This is a genomic window from Flavobacterium hercynium (genome assembly GCF_002217285.1).
GTDB lineage: Bacteria > Bacteroidota > Bacteroidia > Flavobacteriales > Flavobacteriaceae > Flavobacterium > Flavobacterium hercynium.
Genome location: NZ_MUGW01000022.1, coordinates 46,004 through 66,757 on the forward strand (window position 1 = coordinate 46,004; position 20,754 = coordinate 66,757).

The 20,754-nt window shown below is 32.7% G+C and carries 23 protein-coding genes; 11 read left to right on the forward strand and 12 right to left on the reverse strand.

Annotated elements, in window-relative coordinates; genetic code table 11:
• Positions 1-72 precede the first annotated feature (72 nt).
• On the forward strand, positions 73-609 hold the full coding sequence (locus B0A66_RS11345) for a tetratricopeptide repeat protein (protein WP_089049954.1): 537 nt from the start codon (positions 73-75) through the stop codon (positions 607-609).
• A 79-nt stretch (positions 610-688) separates the two neighbouring features.
• Here B0A66_RS11345 and B0A66_RS11350 read toward each other — a convergent pair whose 3' ends face one another.
• The 8 genes from B0A66_RS11350 to B0A66_RS11385 form a co-directional block, all read right to left on the reverse strand.
• The gene (locus tag B0A66_RS11350) at positions 689-1,435 is read right to left on the reverse strand and encodes an acyl-[acyl-carrier-protein] thioesterase (RefSeq protein ID WP_089049955.1); all 747 of its coding nucleotides are present in this window, start codon (positions 1,433-1,435) and stop codon (positions 689-691) included.
• 79 nt (positions 1,436-1,514) lie between these two features.
• A complete protein-coding gene (gene miaA / locus B0A66_RS11355) occupies positions 1,515-2,438 on the reverse strand; it encodes a tRNA (adenosine(37)-N6)-dimethylallyltransferase MiaA (protein WP_089049956.1) in 924 nt (307 codons plus the stop codon).
• Positions 2,439-2,592: 154 nt separating this feature from the next.
• On the reverse strand, positions 2,593-3,432 hold the full coding sequence (locus B0A66_RS11360) for an ion transporter (RefSeq protein ID WP_089049957.1): 840 nt from the start codon (positions 3,430-3,432) through the stop codon (positions 2,593-2,595).
• Positions 3,433-3,454: 22 nt separating this feature from the next.
• Positions 3,455-4,822: an exonuclease domain-containing protein gene (locus B0A66_RS11365; protein WP_089049958.1), complete on the reverse strand. Its 1,368-nt coding sequence runs from the start codon at positions 4,820-4,822 to the stop codon at positions 3,455-3,457.
• Between the two features lie 101 nt (positions 4,823-4,923).
• Positions 4,924-5,271, reverse strand: a complete 348-nt coding sequence (locus B0A66_RS11370) for a four helix bundle protein (RefSeq protein ID WP_089049959.1) — start codon at positions 5,269-5,271, stop codon at positions 4,924-4,926.
• Between the two features lie 59 nt (positions 5,272-5,330).
• Positions 5,331-6,002 (reverse strand): YggS family pyridoxal phosphate-dependent enzyme, encoded by a 672-nt coding sequence (locus tag B0A66_RS11375; protein WP_089049960.1) that lies wholly within the window; start codon positions 6,000-6,002, stop codon positions 5,331-5,333.
• A gap of 13 nt (positions 6,003-6,015) precedes the next feature.
• Positions 6,016-6,909 (reverse strand): 3-hydroxyacyl-CoA dehydrogenase family protein, encoded by an 894-nt coding sequence (locus B0A66_RS11380; protein WP_089049961.1) that lies wholly within the window; start codon positions 6,907-6,909, stop codon positions 6,016-6,018.
• Between the two features lie 85 nt (positions 6,910-6,994).
• Entirely contained in the window at positions 6,995-7,960 is a 966-nt protein-coding gene (locus B0A66_RS11385) for a Gfo/Idh/MocA family protein (RefSeq protein ID WP_089049962.1), read from the reverse strand.
• 143 nt (positions 7,961-8,103) lie between these two features.
• On the opposite strand from B0A66_RS11385, the gene B0A66_RS11390 reads away from it, so the two are divergent.
• A complete protein-coding gene (locus tag B0A66_RS11390; RefSeq protein WP_089049963.1) occupies positions 8,104-8,745 on the forward strand; it encodes a protein-L-isoaspartate(D-aspartate) O-methyltransferase in 642 nt (213 codons plus the stop codon).
• Positions 8,746-8,856: 111 nt separating this feature from the next.
• Here the strand turns inward: B0A66_RS11390 and smpB are convergent, their stop codons facing one another.
• On the reverse strand, positions 8,857-9,312 hold the full coding sequence (smpB, locus tag B0A66_RS11395; RefSeq protein ID WP_089049964.1) for an SsrA-binding protein SmpB: 456 nt from the start codon (positions 9,310-9,312) through the stop codon (positions 8,857-8,859).
• Between the two features lie 169 nt (positions 9,313-9,481).
• Here smpB and B0A66_RS11400 point away from each other — a divergent pair, with 169 nt between their 5' ends.
• Entirely contained in the window at positions 9,482-9,709 is a 228-nt protein-coding gene (locus tag B0A66_RS11400) for a VF530 family protein (RefSeq protein ID WP_089049965.1), read from the forward strand.
• 6 nt (positions 9,710-9,715) lie between these two features.
• Here B0A66_RS11400 and B0A66_RS11405 read toward each other — a convergent pair whose 3' ends face one another.
• The 3 genes from B0A66_RS11405 to B0A66_RS11415 form a co-directional block, all read right to left on the reverse strand.
• Positions 9,716-10,270, reverse strand: a complete 555-nt coding sequence (locus B0A66_RS11405) for a DUF3575 domain-containing protein (protein WP_089049966.1) — start codon at positions 10,268-10,270, stop codon at positions 9,716-9,718.
• 134 nt (positions 10,271-10,404) lie between these two features.
• The gene (locus B0A66_RS11410) at positions 10,405-10,953 is read right to left on the reverse strand and encodes a GNAT family N-acetyltransferase (protein WP_089049967.1); all 549 of its coding nucleotides are present in this window, start codon (positions 10,951-10,953) and stop codon (positions 10,405-10,407) included.
• Positions 10,954-10,961: 8 nt separating this feature from the next.
• Positions 10,962-11,813, reverse strand: a complete 852-nt coding sequence (locus tag B0A66_RS11415; RefSeq protein WP_089049968.1) for an aldose 1-epimerase family protein — start codon at positions 11,811-11,813, stop codon at positions 10,962-10,964.
• A 182-nt stretch (positions 11,814-11,995) separates the two neighbouring features.
• On the opposite strand from B0A66_RS11415, the gene B0A66_RS11420 reads away from it, so the two are divergent.
• From B0A66_RS11420 to B0A66_RS11455, 8 genes are all read left to right on the forward strand, one after another.
• Entirely contained in the window at positions 11,996-14,263 is a 2,268-nt protein-coding gene (locus B0A66_RS11420; protein WP_089049969.1) for a M1 family metallopeptidase, read from the forward strand.
• A gap of 467 nt (positions 14,264-14,730) precedes the next feature.
• The gene (locus tag B0A66_RS11425) at positions 14,731-15,372 is read left to right on the forward strand and encodes a GNAT family N-acetyltransferase (protein WP_089049970.1); all 642 of its coding nucleotides are present in this window, start codon (positions 14,731-14,733) and stop codon (positions 15,370-15,372) included.
• Positions 15,373-15,439: 67 nt separating this feature from the next.
• The gene (locus B0A66_RS11430; RefSeq protein WP_089049971.1) at positions 15,440-16,633 is read left to right on the forward strand and encodes an argininosuccinate synthase; all 1,194 of its coding nucleotides are present in this window, start codon (positions 15,440-15,442) and stop codon (positions 16,631-16,633) included.
• Positions 16,626-17,603 (forward strand): N-acetyl-gamma-glutamyl-phosphate reductase, encoded by a 978-nt coding sequence (gene argC / locus B0A66_RS11435; protein ID WP_089049972.1) that lies wholly within the window; start codon positions 16,626-16,628, stop codon positions 17,601-17,603. Before B0A66_RS11430 ends, argC begins: the two co-directional genes overlap by 8 nt.
• A gap of 98 nt (positions 17,604-17,701) precedes the next feature.
• The gene (locus B0A66_RS11440; RefSeq protein WP_089049973.1) at positions 17,702-18,841 is read left to right on the forward strand and encodes an aspartate aminotransferase family protein; all 1,140 of its coding nucleotides are present in this window, start codon (positions 17,702-17,704) and stop codon (positions 18,839-18,841) included.
• Positions 18,841-19,347 (forward strand): hypothetical protein, encoded by a 507-nt coding sequence (locus B0A66_RS11445; protein WP_123868234.1) that lies wholly within the window; start codon positions 18,841-18,843, stop codon positions 19,345-19,347. Before B0A66_RS11440 ends, B0A66_RS11445 begins: the two co-directional genes overlap by 1 nt.
• Positions 19,344-19,682 (forward strand): hypothetical protein, encoded by a 339-nt coding sequence (locus B0A66_RS11450; RefSeq protein ID WP_089049975.1) that lies wholly within the window; start codon positions 19,344-19,346, stop codon positions 19,680-19,682. Before B0A66_RS11445 ends, B0A66_RS11450 begins: the two co-directional genes overlap by 4 nt.
• A 103-nt stretch (positions 19,683-19,785) precedes the next feature.
• Positions 19,786-20,733 carry an N-acetylornithine carbamoyltransferase gene (locus tag B0A66_RS11455; protein ID WP_089050056.1) on the forward strand — a complete coding sequence of 316 codons (948 nt, stop codon included), beginning with the start codon at positions 19,786-19,788 and terminating at the stop codon, positions 20,731-20,733.
• Positions 20,734-20,754: the final 21 nt, after the last annotated feature.

The following is a 20,754-nucleotide window of genomic DNA, read 5'->3' on the forward strand; positions in this document are numbered from 1 at the left end:
CTTGGTCGCAAAAAAACAATGGTGATATGCGAATTATATGCGACCAAAAAACAATTAATATAGACACATAAAATGAAAACAATAGATAAATACCTCTTTCAGGCAATGGATAATTATCCGTATTCGCTTGAAGAAACAATTGAATCTTTAGACTATGCTTTTTCTTATGATTCTAAAAACACGATGGTTTTGTGCCTGTACGGAAGAATTCAAGCGGAGCAATTGTGGAATTATGAAGAAGCAAAGTCTTATTTTCAGGAAGCATTGGCTATTAATATTCATGCTCTTGAAGTTTATACACATTATTTACAGACTTTAATTTTGAATGAAGATTATGCGGAAGCAGAAAAACTTGCTGATTTTGCTTTGACAATAAAGGGAATCAATAAAAGTGAAATCTTTGTGAAGAAAGCTATTCTCTTCGAAGCACAACAAGAGTTTAAAAAAGCTTTAAAAGAAATCAAAAAAGCTAAATTAACTACGTTGCAATTTGCTTACGATTCTGATATTACGGAAGTAGAGAAGAGAATCAATGGAAAAGTTGACTTACTTAAAAAGAAAAAGAAGTCTGGGAAAGCGAAAAAAGATTCGAAAAAGAAATCAAATTAATTTTTGAGCAAAATAAAAAACGATGCAATTCAAGATTTGAATGCATCGTTTTTTTATAATTAGATACGAATTGCGTAAATTATTTCCAGTGTAATTCTAATGCAAAGCAGGTTTTTTCTCCTTTTGTAATGCTAAAAGTAGCCGTTGTGTGATCATCGTCTTCGCTTTCATGAATGACTACCTGATCTTTTAGTGAAAGTTCTTTCATAAAATTCATTTCGAAGCTTTTTACTTCTTGTTTCAGAATTCTTTTTTCATCAACATGATCCAGACACCATTCTAAATACTTTACATTATTAACATGATTTACAATATCAAGATCAGATAAATAAACTGTTTTTTCGAACACAGCTTCTTTTTCATGATTGATGTTTATTTTTGAAAATCCTTCAGTGGTAGCACGATTTTCGGGAAACAATTCAAAATGTTCGTATGGCAAAGCCAAAGCTTCAGGACGACGTAATTGTGTATTGAAAACAGCCCAATAGGTTTCGCAGCCTACTATTTTTTTACCATTTACATACATTTCCAGTGCACGAACAGAACGGGAGTTTTCCAGACTGTTGATCCAGGTTTTAACCGTTACAACATCTTGCCATTTTGGTAAAGCGGTAATTTCAACTCGCATACGGCTTAAAACCCACGCCTGATGAAATTCCTGCATGTCAAAAAAGCTAATACCGCCAACTTCAGAATGAGCTGCTGCTGTAAGTTGCAGCATGTTGCATAAATCGGTATACTTTAAATAACCGTTTGGAGTGCATTGTGTAAAATTGATTTCCCAGTCTTTGCTTAAAACTGAAGTGAAATTAGGTGATATGGGCATTTTTTAATTTTAGATTTTAGACTTTAAATTGTTGATTTTAGATTTTAGATTGTGAGTATGCGCTTTTAATGCCTAAAGCTTATTGCCTAATGCTTAAAGCTATATGCTGAATTACTTCTTTTCTATCTGTTGCGTAATCAAACCATTGTGTGTTTTCGTTTCTTTTGAACCACGTTAATTGTCTTTTAGAGAATCTACGGGTGTTTTTCTTGATTTCGTCGATTGCGAAGGGCAAAGAGAAATCGCCGTCAAAATAACTAAATAATTCTCTATATCCGACCGTTTGAAGCGCATTTAACGCTTTGTTGGGATATAAAGATTCTGCTTCTTCTGGTAATCCTGCGTTCATCATAATATCGACACGCTGGTTGATTCTGTTATAAATAATTTCGCGATCTGCTTCTAAACCAATAAGAATGGGAGTGAAGTTTCTGTTGTTTTTCTTTTGATTCAGAAAAGAAGAATAGGGCTTTTGTGTTCCAATACAAACTTCTACAAAGCGCATCATTCTTTGTGGATTTTGTAGTGTTTGCGGATTTTCTACTTCTATTTTTTCGTAATAAGCAGGATCTAAATTTTGCAATTGCTCCTGAAGATATGCTATTCCTAATTTTTCGTAATTAGAGTTTACTTCAGCGCGTACTTTCGGATCGATTTCGGGAAATTCATCGAAGCCTTTTAAAATTGCATCAACGTATAAGCCTGAACCGCCAATGAGAATGGCGTAATCATTGTTTTGAAATAATTCTTCTAATTTTTGAAGTGCTTCTTTTTCATAATCTCCAACCGTGTAATTTTCAAAAATTGATTTGTTTTGAATAAAATGATGTGTTGCGGCTTTTAGTTCTTCTTGATTTGGTACGGCAGTTCCTATTGTCATTTCTTTGAAAAACTGTCTGCTGTCGCACGAAATTATTTCGCACTTGAAATGTTGAGCCAAAGCAATACTTAATGCTGTTTTGCCTATTGCTGTTGGTCCGACTATTGTAATTAAATATTTCATGTTTTTTTTAGCCCAGATAGAAATGAAAACCCCGGACTTATATTTGTTTGTTTTTTTTGGAGTAAAAGAGCGACTTTAGAAGCTCCTTTTATGACTTTAAAAAACAACAAAGATAAGGAGGAGTTGGAGTGTATAGCTGGAATAGCTCCTAAAATTAATTAATTGGTAATTCTGTTCCGCATTCGTAGCAATATCTGGCGTTGTCAAAATGAAGTTGGGCGTTGCATTTTTTGCATGTTTTCTTTGTTCCGACTACATTATTTTTTAAACTGCTTTTTGCAAATTCTGCTGTTACGATACCAGTTGGAACGGCTATAATTCCGTAACCTAAAATCATTACAAAAGCGGCTATAAATTGTCCTAAAGGTGTTTGAGGTGAAATGTCGCCATAACCAACAGTGGTTAATGTAACAATTGTCCAGTAAATACTCATGGGAATGCTGCTAAAGCCGGATTCTTTGCCTTCGACAAGATACATTACGGTTCCGATTATGATGGTGCTAATGAGAACAAAGTAAATAAAGACAAGTATTTTTTCTTTGCTGGCCTCAATAGCTTCACGTAATTGTGAGGATTGATGTGAAATTTGTGGTATGTGTAAAATCTTAAACAACCTGAAGAATCGAAGAGCCCTCACAACAGAAAGAATACTTGCTCCAGGAAAAAATATGGATAAATACATGGGTAAAACCGCTAGTAAATCTATAATTCCGTAAAAACTAAAGATGTATTTTACTGGTTTTTGAATTGAAATTACCCTTAAGATGTATTCGATAGTAAAAAATACTGTTATAATCCACTCGAAAATAAGCAGTTGGGTGTGAAATTTTTGACTGATTCCCTGAACGGTATCCATCATGACCAAAAGGACACTTAGTAAAATTAGTCCAAGAAGAACTAAATCAAACATTCGTCCCATAATGGTGTCAGTGCCGTAGAGGATAACTTTGATTTTCTCTCTGAAAATTTCGTATTTTGATTTCATTCGTTTCATATTTACAAAGATGTTAAAGCTCTTATTTATTGAAATAAATAATTTTTAGAGATTTGCTTTTGCGAATATAATTTTGAATAATGTTTTTAACATCACGATTGTGCTGCATTGGAATCAAAATATTTTTAAGGATCTCAATATTAGTGATTTGATAGTTCAGATCGTAATACGCATATCCTTTATAAATACCGTCTTCGATCAGGATGGCGCTTCGTTCATTGACGTTGCGGCCTCTGTCTAATAAAATCATGCTTTTGTTATCGAAGCTATTTTCGGTAATGAATTGTTGTACACGGGTATTGTATTCTTCGGGTGTAATTTCGCCAATACAGGCACCATCACATTCTTTGATTTTAAACTGAAAACATTCTTTTTTAGTTTGATATAATCCTGTATACTTTTGGCATAAGTGATATTTTGCCGTGTATTTGAAAAGGGCATTTTTGCCTTCCTGTAACGTTGCAAATGAAGTGATTTCTTTTTTTCTGCCGTCTGCTTTTTGAAGTTTTAGATTCAAATAACCGTTTGCATCTTTTTCAGCATATAAAGCAAAAGGAAAGAAAGATTTTTTTTGAGAACGATTATGTATTGGACGGTTTATTTTTATTTCTTCACTCTCTTTTAGCAAAGCTAATAACTCACTTCCTGTTTCGTCATAGGTTATCGTAAAAACTTCGGCTTGAATTCTTTTGCTTTTTGTAGTAATTCCGGTAAAATGCTGATTGACTCTCTTTTTTATATTTTGGCTTTTGCCGATATAAATTAGTTTTCCACTTTCAGTATAGATATAGTATACACCTGTTTTTGCAGGCATTTGCGCTATAAGGTCGAGGAATTTAGGTGCAATCCCTTTTTCAACTTCTAGCTTAATGAAATCTTTTACGATTGTTTTTTCTAAATCTTTTTCTAAAAGCATTTTGAATAACTTGGTGGTAGCCATAGCATCACCACTGGCACGATGTCTGTCTGCCATAGGAATTCCGAGCGCTCGCACTAATTTACCTAAACTATAAGAAGGCTGTTCCGGAATTAGTTTTTTGGCAAGTTCTACAGTACAAAGTGTTTTGGCTTCAAAATCATAGCCTAATCGTCTGAATTCTGTGCGTAGGATTCTGTAATCGAAAGAAGCATTATGCGCAACGATAATACAATCTGAAGTAATTTCGATTATGCGTTTTGCTACTTCGAAGAATTTAGGAGCTGAACGCAACATAGCATTGTTTATTCCGGTTAATTTAACCACGAAGGGCTGAATCGGAATTTCTGGATTAACAAGGCTAATGAATTGGTCCACAACTTCATGGCCATCAAATCTATAGATGGCTATTTCGGTGATTCCTTCTTCATTAAATTGTCCTCCGGTGGTTTCTATGTCTAATATTGCGTACATTTTCAATTTCAATTTCAAAAATCAATGGCAATATCAATTTTAAAAATCAACTTCAATTTTTGAAAATTGTTATTGTGATTGCCATTGTCATTGTAATTGAATTATTTTTTATTTATTATCATTTTTGATGAAATTGCAATAAGTTGTTCTACTTCAATTAAAAGCTTGCTTCGTTTATCGCTATTACCTTCTTTAATATAATCTAGAATTTTTAATGAGTTTCTTGATTCTTTTAACTCTTTTACAACTAATGAAACTTTGAAAATAAAATCTTTATCAGTAATTGTACCTTGTGCTTCTCCAAAATTTAAAGATGCACTTCCAGATGATCTAATTAATTGATTTTTATAATATTCATTTTCAAATAATCTTTCTAATTGTCTTGTAAAGAAAATGCATTCTCCGGCAAAACGAACCAATCGATCTTCAAAATTGAATATTTTTTCCATTTATATTATTGATTTACACTTTGAAATGTGATATTGATTTTGCAATTGATATTGAAAAATTATCGGCCTCCAAAAATGCTGCTTCCTATGCGTACCATTGTGCTGCCAGCTGTGATTGCTAATTGATAATCGCCTGACATTCCCATTGATATTGTAGAGAAGCGTTGTAGTGAGTCTTTACCGTATCCGTCACTATTTTTTATTGAATCAAAAATTGATTTTAAATGTGTAAATTCTTTTTTTATCTGATTTTTATTTTCTGTGAAAGTTGCCATTCCCATTAAACCTAAGATACGAATATTTTTCAACTCTTTGAACTCCGCAGAAGTTAAAAGTTCGTTTAATTCACTCTCATCCAAACCAAATTTACTTTCTTCTTCAGCAATGTAAATTTGTAGAAGACAATCAATTGTTCTGTTGTTTTTTAATGCTTGTTTGTTGATTTCCTGCAATAATTTCAGACTATCAACTCCATGAATCAAATTTACATAAGGCGCCATGAATTTAACCTTATTAGACTGAACGTGACCAATCATGTGCCATTGAATATCTTTTGGCATTTCTTCCCATTTATCAGTCATTTCCTGGATTTTGTTTTCTCCAAAAATACGTTGACCGGCTTCATAAGCCTGCATCAAATCTGAAACGGGTTTGGTTTTTGAAACAGCAACAAGAGTTACATGCTCAGGCAAACCTGATTTTATAATATCTAAATTCGATTGTATCGACATGGTATTTGTTTTTTTAGGAAAGGATAAACTGCTTCGAAATTTTCTCTGCTTTTTTACTTTCACTATAATCGTAAAATCCTTCTCCTGATTTTACACCTAATTTTCCTGCTCTTACCATATTTACTAATAGTGGGCATGGTGCGTATTTTGGGTTTTTGAAACCTTCGTACATTACATTCAAAATTGCCAGACAAACATCTAGTCCAATAAAATCAGCTAATTGAAGTGGTCCCATTGGGTGTCCCATTCCTAACTTCATTACTGTATCTATTTCGTAAACTCCTGCAACTTTATTGTATAACGTTTCAATTGCCTCGTTTAGCATAGGCATTAAGATTCTATTTGCGACAAAGCCAGGATAGTCGTTTACTTCAACTGGTGTTTTTCCTAATTTTACAGATAAATCCATAATGATTTTAGTAACTTCATCGCTGGTGTTATACCCTCTAATGATTTCTACTAATTTCATGATTGGCACCGGATTCATAAAATGCATTCCGATAACACGCTCAGGATGTGCTACTACAGCTCCAATTTGTGTAATAGATATTGAGGAAGTGTTTGTTGCTAGGATAGTATTATGCGAACAAGCTTCGTTTAATTGTTTAAAGATATTTAGTTTTAGCTCTACATTTTCTGTAGCAGCTTCAACAACTAAATCAACACCAACAACACCATCTTTAAGATCAGTATACGTAATAATGTTAGTGATTGTTTTTGCAACATCTTCCTGTGTAATGGTTCCTTTTGATAACATTCTATCCAGATTGGCAGCAATAGTCGCCATTCCTTTGTCTAATGATTTCTCTGAAACATCAATTAGTTTTACAACAAAACCACTTTGTGCAAAAGTATGAGCAATTCCATTTCCCATTGTTCCAGCACCAATTACAGCTATTGTTTTCATTTTATAAAGTGTTATTATATTTATGATTTAGCCACGAATCCAACAATTAGTTGTGAATTCGTGGCTAACTTATTTTTTGATAATTTTATTTGTCGAAACAGTCAATAATCTGGTAGGCCACTCTCAAAGCATCTGTTGCTTGTTCAAGGGTTACGATTGGAGTAGTATCTGTGTTTATAGCGTTTGCAAAAGATTCTAATTCATCTAAGATTGCATTGTTTTGCTCTACATCAGGATTTGTAAAGTAGATTTGTTTTTTAACGCCTTCAGCATTTTGCAGAATCATATCAAAATCCCCTGGAACTTCAGGAGCATCTTTCATACGAACTACTTCGCACTTTTTTTCTAAAAAATCAACTGAAATATAAGCGTCTTTTTGAAAGAAACGTGTTTTACGCATATTTTTCATCGAAATTCTGCTGGCAGTTAAATTAGCAACACAACCGTTTTCGAATTCAATTCTTGCATTTGCGATATCTGGTGTATCACTAATTACAGAAACACCACTTGCATTGATGTTTTTTACTTTTGAATTAACAACGCTTAAAATAGCATCGATATCGTGAATCATTAAATCCAGAACCACAGGAACGTCTGTACCACGAGGATTAAACTCTGCCAGACGATGTGTTTCTATAAACATTGGATTTTCGATCATGTTCTTTGTAGCAATAAACGCAGGGTTAAAGCGCTCCACATGACCAACCTGACCTTTTACGTTATATTCTTTAGCGAGAGCAATAATTTCCTCAGCTTCTTCAACGGTATTAGCGATTGGTTTTTCTATAAAGATATGTTTTCCTGATTTTATGGCAACTTTTGCACATTTATAGTGCGAAAGTGTTGGTGTTACAATATCTATAACATCCACAGCGTGGATTAGTTTTGCAATAGTGCTGAAGTTTTTATAGCCAAATTCTTTTGAAATTCTTTCGGCATTTTCTTGATTTTCGTCGTAAAATCCAACTAATTCATATTGGTTAGATTGTTGTAATAAGCGTAAATGTATTTTACCCAGATGACCAGCACCTAAAACTCCTACTTTTAACATGAGAATGTATTTTAAACAAAAATATAATTTATTTGTTGAAAGTAAAAGTTAATACAATAAAGATTTAGCGATTTAATAATTAAAAATCAATATTTGATTTCCTATTTAGTTTATTATTTTTGCCAAAATAAAATAAACCCATTTTGAAAGATACTGCCAAACATCAAGGACTTCGTAATCAATTAGTAAGCACTTTAGAACAAAAAGGAATTACAGATAAAGCGGTTTTGGATGCAATTAAGAAAATTCCAAGACACCTTTTTTTAAATTCAAGTTTCGAGGATTATGCTTATCAGGATAAAGCCTTTCCTATTGGAGCAGGACAAACGATTTCACAGCCGTATACTGTTGCTTTTCAGTCTCAATTATTAGAAGTAAAGAAAGAACATAAGATTCTTGAAATAGGCACTGGATCGGGTTATCAAACGGCAGTTTTATGCATGTTAGGAGCTAAAGTGTATAGTATCGAAAGACAAAATGAATTGTTTAAGCAAACGTCTAATTTATTTCCAAAATTAAATATCCGTCCTAAACACTTATCGTTTGGTGATGGTTACAAAGGGTTACCGGGTTATGCACCGTTTGATAGTATTATTGTTACTGCGGGAGCTCCTTTTATTCCGCAGCCTTTAATGGCACAGCTAAAAATAGGAGGAAGGCTTGTTATTCCGCTTGGTGAAGATGTTCAGATTATGACTTTATTAATTCGTAAAAATGAAACCCAATTTGAAAAGCATGAGTTTGGAGAATTTAGGTTTGTTCCGTTATTAGAAGATAGAAATTAGAAATAATAGTAGTTGCGCTAATTTTAAATAAAAGATTCGGTGTTACTTTTAGCCACAAAAAAAGCAATATTTTTTGAATATTGCTTTTTTTATACACTAGAATCTGCGGTGTTAGTTATATGCTTTTTTGATTCGATCCAAATCTCGCTTGGTATCTTGCTCTTTTAGAGATTCGCGTTTGTCGTAATTCTTCTTTCCTTTACAAAGTCCAATTTGCAATTTTGCAAGACCTTTTTCGTTGGTGAATAGCTTTAATGGAACAATTGTTAATCCTTTAGCCTGAACACTTTTGTGAAGACTTTTAAGTTCTTTTTTGTTTAAAAGAAGTTTTCTTTCGCTTCTGGATTTATGGTTGAATTGATTTCCAAATGAATATTCCTCTACGTAAGTATTTATAGCAAAAAGTTCCAGATTGCTAAATTCACAAAAACTTTCTGTGATGTTCGCTTTTCCTAAACGTATTGATTTGATTTCGGTTCCGGATAAAACAATTCCAGCAGTATAGGTGTCGATTATTTCATAATCAAATCGAGCTCTTTTGTTGAGTATGTTGACTGTTTTTATCATAACTGCAAATGTAAAACAAAATTGAAAAACTTTTGTAGAATCTAAAAATATTTATATTCTAATCCGTAAGTAATTGAGTTAAGATTCAATTTGCTAATTTTGCAAAAAAAAAGAAAGACCATACTTTTTTCTAGTATGGTCTTTTTAATATTATTATAAAAATGTAAAAATGCAAAATCAGTCAAAAGATCCTTTACATGGGATTACACTCCAAAAAATAGTTGAGGCATTAGTCGACTTTTATGGATTTGATACTTTAGGGGAATTAATTCCAATAAAGTGTTTTATTTCCAATCCAACTATTAAATCTAGTCTTACTTTTTTAAGAAAGACCGATTGGGCTCGTAAAAAAGTAGAAGATTTATATCTAAAATCTTTGCGTAAATTTTCTAGCTAACTAAATTTACAACTTATATGAAAGCATAACGCCTCCACGGTAAGGAAGCCATTCTCCACTTTTATTATAGTTAGGTGCTGTTTCGTAGCGTCCTGGTGTTCCATCGTTATAATATCCTTTGTAGAATCCTTGATGCCACCCACCGCCAGCATAAACGTCTAAAAGAAATCTGTCGTTTAATTTGAAATTGTATCCTACGGTTACTCCTAAACGATATCCAAAACCATCTTCATAACGATTACTGTTAAAATAGTTCCATTTTTGTATTTTATAAATGTCTGGTCCTGCATGTCCACCAACATACCAGCCTTTAAAATTTTCTTTAAAGTGGTAACGTAATTCTGGTGTTAAAGTTGTAAATTTCATTGGGTGATGTCCGTTGAAAGATTCCCAAAAAGATGACATAACATCTACACTAAAAGTGAAGTTTTTTCCAATACTAGTTTCAATACCTACATTTGGAACACCAACAAGCGCAGTAACAGCATTAAACTTCACATAAGTTTGACTTTGTGACTGAATAGTAAAGAATAGTACAGATAAAATTAAGATTTTTTTCATAAAGTATGTTTTCGTAATAAGAAACAAAGCTCTATTGCTTATTTCGCGTGCAAATATAACGCATTACCTTAGTATACTATTGTCAAAAAAAGACATTTAACAGCTATTATTTTGTATTGTAAGATAACAGTTTCTTATTTGTTTAATAATGAGTAAATTACTTTGTCTAAAAATTTCCCTTCATATAATTCCGATTCTTTGAAATGGGCTTCTTTAACAAAACCACATTTCAGAAGTACTGCTTCTGATGCAAAATTTTCAGGATCAATAAAAGCTTCAATAGAATGAAGTTTTAGATCTTCAAAACCATATTGAATTAAACGTTTCACGGCTTCTGGAATTATTCCTTTTCCATGAAATTCAGGTAAAAGCATATATCCAATTTCTGCTCGATGATTTTCGGGCTGCATTCTGTAATATCCTATAATTCCAAGTAATTTGTCATTTTCCTTCAGGGTTATTCCCCAGTTTATACCAACATTACTCTCGATTTTTTCTTCAATCATTGCAATATGTTCAAGTGCGTCTTCGGTATTTTTTACCAAAGGTCTTGGGATAAACTTCATTGTTTCCGGATTAGAACGCAGTTCAAAAATCTCGTTTACATCTTCAGTAGTAATTCTTCTTAAGACTAAACGATGTGTTTCTATGGTGGGAAATGGTGTAAAATTAAATGCTAACATTTTTTAAGTTATAATATTTGTATACTAAATTTTGAATGGAAACTTTGATTTTCATCTAGAACCAAACCCCCTTCTTTTTTGAATAAATCACCTGAATTTTCGGCTGTGTCTGAGTATCCGAGCCAAGGTTCGATGCAAATAAACGGAGCTTGTTCTTTTGTCCATATCCCTAAACTTGGAAAATCTTTAAAATCGACTTTAATATAGGGTTTTGAATTTTCGAATATAGTAAGAGAATTAGACTCTAATGTTTTAAAAATTAAAGCATCATTCTCAAATAATTGATAATTTAATGGAATAAGATTGTTTTTAGTTTCCAAAGTTTTAGTTTGATTTGAAATCAAATCATTCTCGAGAAGATAATATTTCAATTGTTCTTCTTTTTCAAACTGAATACTGTAATTTTCAAAATTTTCAGGTAATGCCAGAGCGGGATGAGCACCAATAGAAAAAGGTAATTTTGAATTTCCTTTATTGATTACTTTATATTCAATATCCAGTGTTGTTTCGTGAAGTGTGTATATAAGTTGTAATTCAAACTCAAAAGGATATTTCTTTAGCGTTTCGGCAGTAGATTGCAATGAAAAAACAGCACTATTTTCAGTACTTGAAATTAGATCAAACTCCATATCACGCGCAAAACCATGTCTTGGTAATTCATATTCTTTTTCGTTGATTGTGTATTTGTTGTTTTTTAAAGTTCCTACAATAGGGAAAAGAATTGGAGAATGTTTTCCCCAGAAAGCAGGATTGCCTTCCCAGATAAATTCTTTGTTTTGATTGTTTTTTAATGAAAACAATTCAGCTCCGGCATGCTTAATAGAAGCCTTTAAAATTGAATTTGATATTATTGTATTCAAAGTTTTACTGTGATAAAGTTAGTTTTAATGTTTTGTAAATATATTTTATATATTTTATTTTTTTAACTATTTGGCTCTAAAATTTTAATTACTAAAATTTTGCTAAAAATGAATATCTGATTCTTTTTTCTATTTAAATAGCTTTTTTTTTCCTTAATTTGCTACATAAACAGCTAAAAAATATGAAAAATCAATCCACAAGAGCCTTATTTTGTATGGCTTTTTTTGTAGGGATTTCTTCTGTTTGGGCTCAACCAAAGCCAACTACAACGACAGAGAACCCGATCAATAATTACAATTACCATGATGCTTTTGCACCTCATTTTTACACAAAGAATGGTACTCCAACCCGTTCTGCAAGTGGTCAGCCGGGAGTAGAATACTGGCAAAACAGGGCTGATTACCAAATAACAGCAAAATTAAACGGAACAACAAATGAAATTGTTGGTACAGACGAAATTACATATACAAACAACAGTCCTGATAAATTATCATTTTTATGGTTGAACCTGGATCAGAATTTATTTAAAGAAGATTCAAGAGGAAATGCAGTTGTGCCTTTGACAGGAAGCCGTAATGGAGCGCAGGGACAGGTTTTTGATGGAGGGAACAAAATAAAATCGGTAAAAGTTATCATTGGAAAGAAGAAAACTGAGATTGAAGCTAAATATATTGTTACAGATACCAGAATGCAGATTTTTCTTCCAGAGGAATTGGCAGCAAAAGGCGCTTCTGTAAAAGTTAAGATTGAATTTTCATTCATTGCACCATTTGAAGGTTCAGACAGAATGGGAGTTTTGGAAACTAAAAACGGAAAAATATTCACTGTAGCGCAATGGTATCCGCGTATGTGCGTCTATGATGATGTAAGAGGATGGAATACAGCTCCTTATTTAGGTGCCTCTGAATTCTATTTAGAATATGGTGACTTTGATGTTAAACTTACCGTTCCGGGAAATCATTATGTTGTGGCTTCAGGAGAATTAGTTAATGGTTCAGAAGTATTGTCTGCAGATCAGTTTAAAAAATACAAAGAAGCTACAGAAAGTGATAAAACAGTTACAATTCGTTCTGTAGAAGAAGTAAATTCAAGTGCCAATGCTAATGCAGGAACAGAGAAAACATGGCATTATAAAATCAAAAATTCACGCGATTTTTCTTGGGCATCCTCTGCGGCTTTTGTCTTAGACGGAGCAAAAATAAATTTACCAAGTGGTAAAAAATCATTGGCTTTGTCTGCTTATCCTGTAGAAAGTGCAGGTAATGCTGCTTATGGCCGTTCTACTGAATATGTAAAAGCATCGATCGAACATTACTCAAAACAATGGTTTGAATATCCTTATCCGGCAGCTACAAATGTTGCAGGAAATGAGGGAGGAATGGAATATCCGGGAATAGTTTTCTGTTCATGGAAATCAAAAGGAGAATCTTTGTGGGGAGTTACAGATCACGAATTTGGACACATCTGGTTTCCTATGATTGTAGGTTCAAACGAACGTTTATTTGCCTGGATGGATGAAGGTTTTAATACTTTTATCAATTCATTAAGTACGGCCGCTTTTAATAATGGCGAATACAAGGAAAAAGCAACAGATCTACACGAAATGGCGAATGCCTTTACAAGACCTGATTTAGAAACAATAATGAGTTCTCCTGATAATATGAAGGAAGCAAATATTGGTATGCTGGCTTATTTTAAACCAAGTGCAGGTTTAATTATATTGAGAGAGCAGGTTCTAGGAAAAGAACGTTTTGATCTTGCTTTTAGAACTTACATTGAGCGTTGGGCTTATAAACACCCTACACCGGATGATTTTTTTAGATCAATGGAAAATGTTGCAGGTGAGGATTTAAGCTGGTTTTGGAGAAGCTGGTACGTAAACAACTGGCGTTTTGATCAGGGAATAAACTCAATTAAATATGTAAAAAATGATCCTGCTAAAGGTGTAATTATTACAGTTGAAAATTTTGATAAAATGCCAATGCCAATCGTCTTAGATGTAAAAACAAAAAGTGGTAAAGTAACAAGAGTAAATTTACCGGTAGAAGTTTGGCAACGTAATAAAGACTGGTCTTTTAAACACAATTCTACTGAAGAAATAGAAAGTATTACCTTAGATCCTGATCATGTATTTCCGGATAATAACGAAAATAATAATGTTTGGAAAGCAGGAAGCGGTAAAGTAGAAAAAGATGTTATTTTAGATGCTTATCTTGGAACGTACTCTACAACAAAAGCAGCTCTTAAAATCGAAATTACGGAAAAGAACAGTGTGTTAAATGTAGATATAACAAACTTCCCAACGTTTTCTGTGCAGGCAGTAACTGGAGAAAAAGACACTTTTGAATCAAAAGGAGCAGGTTTGAAATTCAAATTTAACGAAGCTAAAACAAGTTTTGATATGATTATAGATGGAAGTGGACAAGTAATTCCGTTTACTAAGAATTAAAAATATAAAACATAAAAATTTAAAAACCCGATAGTTATGAGTAACTATCGGGTTTTTTGTGTTTTAAAAACAACATTTAATTAAAAAAATGTTAGAATTTTATTTTTTTGTTTTGTGAATTAAAAAATAGTGTACTTTTGCAACGATGAATAAAATAAGTTTACATATAACTTCTTTGTCACGGACAAGCTCACCCGCTACTTCTCCCGAAGTACGGATACTATCTCTATAGTATTCACAGAGTTTTTCGCCGCGTATTTATTTATATTCATTTTTCATTTTGAAATCATATCATTTGTCCTTTGGACAAACATATCCTAAAAGTATATATTATTTTTTGAATTTTCTTAATCAATTGTTTGATTTTGAGAATGTTACTTCTATTTTGTCTATTTTTATTGGATTGAATTTCAGATTTCAAACTAAACAATACGCTTTAATTTTTAACTCTAACTTCAACTATTGAAATGAAAATCTCTATTGTTGTAACTCAGGAAGAACACTTCAAATTCGCACAGGAAATTTGCGATACGATAGAATCATCTGCCTTATTGAGAGGTACGGGGATTGCTAAAAGAACTCCTGAATACATTCAGAAAAAAATGTCGAACGGTGATGCAATGATTGCTTTGGCAGATGGAAAATTTGCAGGTTTTTGTTATATCGAAAGTTGGGAGCACGGTAAGTTTGTGGCGCATTCCGGTCTAATCGTGCATCCGGATTATAGAAGTTTAGGACTTGCAAAAAAAATCAAATCAAAAGTTTTCGATTATTCTTTAAAAAGATTTCCGGATGCTAAAATATTTGGTATTACAACCGGTTTGGCTGTAATGAAGATAAATTCAGAACTAGGTTATAAACCAGTGCCTTTCTCTGAGCTTACAACCGATCCTAGCTTTTGGGCAGGTTGTAAAACGTGTACGAATTACGAAATTTTAAAAAGTAAAGACAACAAAATGTGCTTATGTACAGGAATGTTACACGATCCAAAAGAAAAACAAAAAGATCCGCCAAGACATCCATTTAACGAAGCGGTTTTAAAAAGACTGAAAAAAATTAAACAAGCATTGTTTTTAAATAAACTAATGTCATTTACTTTTTTGCCTTAAAGAATAACAATTTAAAAAGAAATCTCAAACTTGCTATATACGAAAGTATTAGCCTAAATTATAAAAAATGAAAAAAGTTGTATTAGCCTATAGCGGAGGATTAGACACCTCTTATTGTTTGAAATATTTAAAAAATGAAAAAGGGTATGAAGTTCATACCGTGCTTGTAGATACAGGAGGATTTGATGTTGAAGAATTATCTGCAATAGAAAAAAGAGCTTACGAATTAGGAAGTGCGCAACATGCCAACTTAACGATCGTAGATAAATATTATGATAAAGCTATAAAATATTTGATTTTTGGAAACGTATTAAAAAACAATACCTATCCATTATCAGTAAGTGCAGAACGTGTTTTTCAGGCTATCGAAGCAATTAAATATGCTAAAAAAGTAGGAGCAAGTGCCATTGCACACGGAAGTACAGGTGCAGGAAATGATCAAATTCGTTTTGATTTAATTTTTCAGACCATTGCTCCGGAAATTGAAATTATTACACCAATTAGAGATTTGAAATTATCAAGACAAGAAGAAGTAGATTACTTGTCAAAAAATGGTGTTCATTACTCTTGGGAAAAAGCCCAATACTCGATCAACAAAGGACTTTGGGGAACAAGCGTTGGAGGGAAAGAAACATTGACTTCAAGCCAGCCATTACCAAGTGATGCTTACCCATCGCAATTGCAAAAAGAAGGAGAAGAGAAAGTAAGACTTCATTTTGAAAAAGGAGAATTAGTTGGTCTTAACGGTCAATTTGATAAACCATCAAATAATATTGTTGCTCTGGAAAAATTAGCCAATGCTTTTGCAATTGGTAGAGATATTCACGTTGGTGATACCATTATCGGAATCAAAGGAAGAGTTGGTTTTGAAGCTGCTGCGCCTTTAATTATTATAAAAGCACATCATTTGTTAGAAAAACATACACTTGGTAAATGGCAACAATACTGGAAAGAACAACTAGGAAACTGGTACGGTATGTTGTTTCATGAAGGGCAGTTTTTAGATCCTGTAATGCGTAACATTGAAACATTTTTACAAGATACACAACAAACAGTAAATGGTGTTGTAACTGTTTCTCTTAAGCCATATCATTTTTCGCTTGATGGAATAGAATCTGATAATGATTTAATGAACACAGGTTTTGGACAATATGGAGAAATGAACAATGCCTGGACATCAGACGATGCAAAAGGATTTATTAAGATTTTAGGGAATGCTCAAAACATCTTTTCATCAGTAAACCATTTAGATCATGATTAATGTTGGAATAATTGGTGGTTCAGGCTACACAGCCGGAGAACTTATCAGAATTTTAATGAATCACCCCAATGTAAACATTGATTTTGTTTACAGTACGACAAATTCAGGGAAGCCACTTTCTGTAGCACATCATGATTTGATGGGAGATATAGAAATGAACTTTACAGATGTCGTAAATCCGAATGTAAATGTTGTGTTTCTATGTTTGGGACACGGTAAATCAATTTCTTTTCTAGAAGAGAATAAATTTGCAAGTCATACTAAAATCATTGATTTAGGAAACGATTTCAGATTGAATAAGGATGCTAATTTCGAAGGAAAACAATTTGTTTATGGTTTACCTGAATTGAATAAAGCCGACATTAAAAAAACAAATTTTATTGCTAATCCTGGTTGTTTTGCAACAGCTATTCAATTAGCATTGTTGCCTTTAGCAAAAGGAAATCTTTTAAATAATGATGTTCATATTAATGCTACAACGGGAAGTACCGGAGCAGGAGTTGGACTTGCAGAAACGTCTCATTTTAGCTGGAGAAACAATAATATGTCTCATTATAAAGCTTTCGAGCACCAGCATTTAGGTGAAATAGGAGAAAGTTTGGTACAGCTACAAGAAGATTTTGACAGTGAATTGCTTTTTATTCCAAACAGAGGTGATTTTCCAAGAGGAATTTTTGCGACTTTGTATACGACATCAGATGAAAGTCTTGAACAATTAGTTTCAAGATATGAGGATTTTTATAAAAATGAGCCATTTATAACCGTGACTACGACCAACATCAATATGAAGCAAGTCGTACAAACAAATAAATGCATAATTAGTTTATTGAAAAAAGGAAACCTTATTTTGATTACTTCTATCATAGATAACTTAACCAAAGGTGCTTCCGGACAAGCCATTCAAAACATGAATTTGATGTTTGGACTAGAAGAAACAACTGGTTTAAAATTGAAACCGAGCGGTTTTTAATATGATTTAATGATTTAAGAATTGAATAATTAAAAAATTAATTTCAAAATCTTTAAATTATTCAATCTTAAAATTTTTCAATAATTAAAACAAAAAAAATGAACTTATTCAACGTTTACCCATTATATAACATCACTCCAGTAAAAGCTTTCGATTGTACTATTATCGACGATAAAGGAGTAGAATACTTAGATTTATACAGCGGACATGGTGTGATTTCTATCGGACACACACAGCCGGATTATGTTGCAAAACTAAAAAATCAATTAGATCATTTAGGATTTTATTCGAATGCGATTCAAAATCCTTTGCAGGTTGAACTAGCACAAAAGTTAGGAAAGCTTTCAGGATTAGAAGAGTATGAATTGTTTTTATGCAGTTCCGGAGCTGAAGCAAACGAAAATGCTTTAAAATTAGCCTCTTTCCATAACGGAAAATCAAGAGTAGTAGCTTTTGATAACTCTTTCCACGGAAGAACTTCTGCAGCTGTTGCGGTGACAGATAATAAAAAAATTGTAGCACCAATCAATGCGCAGCAAGTAGTGACTTTCTTGCCTTTAAACCAAATCGAATTGGTTGAAGCTGAATTAGCAAAAGGAGATGTTACAGCTGTAATTATAGAAGGAATTCAGGGAGTAGGAGGTTTAGATCAAGGGACAACGGAATTTTTTCAGGCTTTAGAAAAAGCATGTAAAAAACACGATGTTGTTTTAATTTTAGACGAAGTACAATCAGGTTATGGAAGAAGCGGAAAGTTTTTCGCATTTCAGCATCACGGAATTAATGCAGATATTATTTCAGTAGCAAAAGGAATGGGGAATGGATTTCCGGTTGGAGGTATTTTAATTTCACCAAAATTTGAAGCAAGTTTCGGATTACTAGGAACTACTTTCGGCGGAAGCCATTTATCATGTGCAGCTGGAATTGCAGTTTTGGATGTTATGGAGAAATTGAAATTACAAGATAATGTAAATGAAGTTTCGGCTTATTTCTCGGAACAAATCAAACAAGTTGAAGGAATTAAACAAGTAAAAGGAAAAGGTTTAATGCTTGGAATTGAATTTGATTTTGATGTTGCAGCTTTAAGAAAGAAGCTAATTATCGAGAAACATATTTTTACAGGAAGCGCTAATAACAAAAATCTGCTTAGAATTTTACCACCGTTGACTGTAAAAAAAGCTGACATAGATACCTTTATCGTAGCGCTAAAAGAAAGTTTAGAAGAACTTAAAAACTAGTGATAATCTTACGAAAGACTTTAGGTGTTTTGTTAATCATTGGTGTATTATTTCCAATGTTGCTTTTTTTGAATCCATTTATGTGGGGAATGAGAAGACCTCCTTATTACATTCCTTCAGAAAGACTTGAAAAAGTTTTAAAAGCAATGGAAAAAGAATTAAATGAACAAGAATCAGTAGAAGTTTATACGGAGAATAACGAGGCAAATTTATGGTATTTGAGAGATTGTAATAATCAAACGTTAGATTCACTAAGTAATTTGGAAGTAACATTTACGACAATAAAGAATGATAGTTTTGTTAAAGAAAAGATTGAGAAGTATGCTCCATTAATTGAAGCTGAAATCGAATGCAAATGTTATGACTCTTTAATTTTTGTTTATGATTTGAGAAAAGAAGAAGTACCCTCTAATGCGGAGCAGGATTTAGCTAAAAAATATGGTTTTGAGAAGCAAGAAGAAGAGGATAAGAGAATTTCAATTGGATTGAAAATCAGAAAACGATGAAACAAGGTATCATAACTTCGTACTCTTTTCTAAGACTACAATCAATAGCATTTTTCTTTATAATTGTTTGGGCTTTATTGATTAAAAATTTTCAGATTTTATTTGTTGTCTGGAAGCATATCGAATTAGTAAATAAAATTTTATTTGTCATCTACTTTTTCACCGTTCTAATTTCAGTTGTAGTATTGATAAAGCAGATACGGAGCCTGTATTTTAATGATGATGATGATGATGATCAGAATACTTTAAAAAGAATTTGGGTTGTATTCAATATTATTCTTTATTACGGGGCTTTAACAGCTGATTTGTATCTGGTATCACAATCAAGATTGTAAAATTTTAAAAATGATGTTTAATAAAGACACCGATTATGCAGATTTGCTTCAGCGAAAAAGTAAAAGCCTTGTCTATAAAACACAATATAAAAACATAAAAAACATGAATTATATTTCAATTCAAGACATAAACTCATTATCAAAATGGGTAAAGAGTGCATTAAAAATTAAAAAAAATCCACTAAAAAATCAAGAACTAGGGAAGAATAAAACCTTAGGAATGCTATTTTTTAATCCGAGTTTAAGAACACGTTTGAGTACGCAGAAAGCGGCTATAAACTTAGGAATGAACGTTATGGTAATGAACTTTACTAACGAAGGCTGGACTTTAGAATTTGAAGACGGCGCCATTATGGATTCCGGAGCTTCAGAACATATAAAAGAAGCAGCAGAAGTAGTTTCTCAATATTGCGATATTATAGCCATTCGTGCTTTTGCAGGTTTAGCAGACAAAGAAAAAGATTACGCAGAAACAGTAATTTCAGGATTCTTAAAATACGCAACAGTCCCCATTGTAAACATGGAAAGTGCGGTGCGTCACCCAATGCAATCCCTAGCCGATGCTATTACCATGGAAGAATATAAAACAAAGCACAAACCAAAAGTAGTGCTTTCGTGGGCGCCGCATCCTAAAGCATTACCTCAGGCAGTAGCTAATTCATTTGTCGAAATGATGCAAATGCAAAAAGATATGGATTTTGTTATCACGCATCCCGAAGGGTACGAATTAAGCCCCGAAATAACAAAAGATTGTAAAATAGAATACGATCAGAATAAAGCATTTGAAAATGCAGATTTCGTTTACGTTAAAAACTGGAGTAATTTTAAGGATTACGGAAAAGTAACGAATACAGATCCAAACTGGACAGTAACAGCCGAAAAAATGGCATTAACGAATAACGGAAAATTTATGCACTGCTTGCCAGTGCGTCGTAATGTAATTGTAAGTGATGAAGTTCTTGATGGCGAGAATTCAATAGTAATTCAGCAAGCCAATAACAGAACCTATTCAGCACAATTAGTTTTACAGAAGATTTTGAAAAAGTTATAAATAAGGTCCAAAGATGCAAAG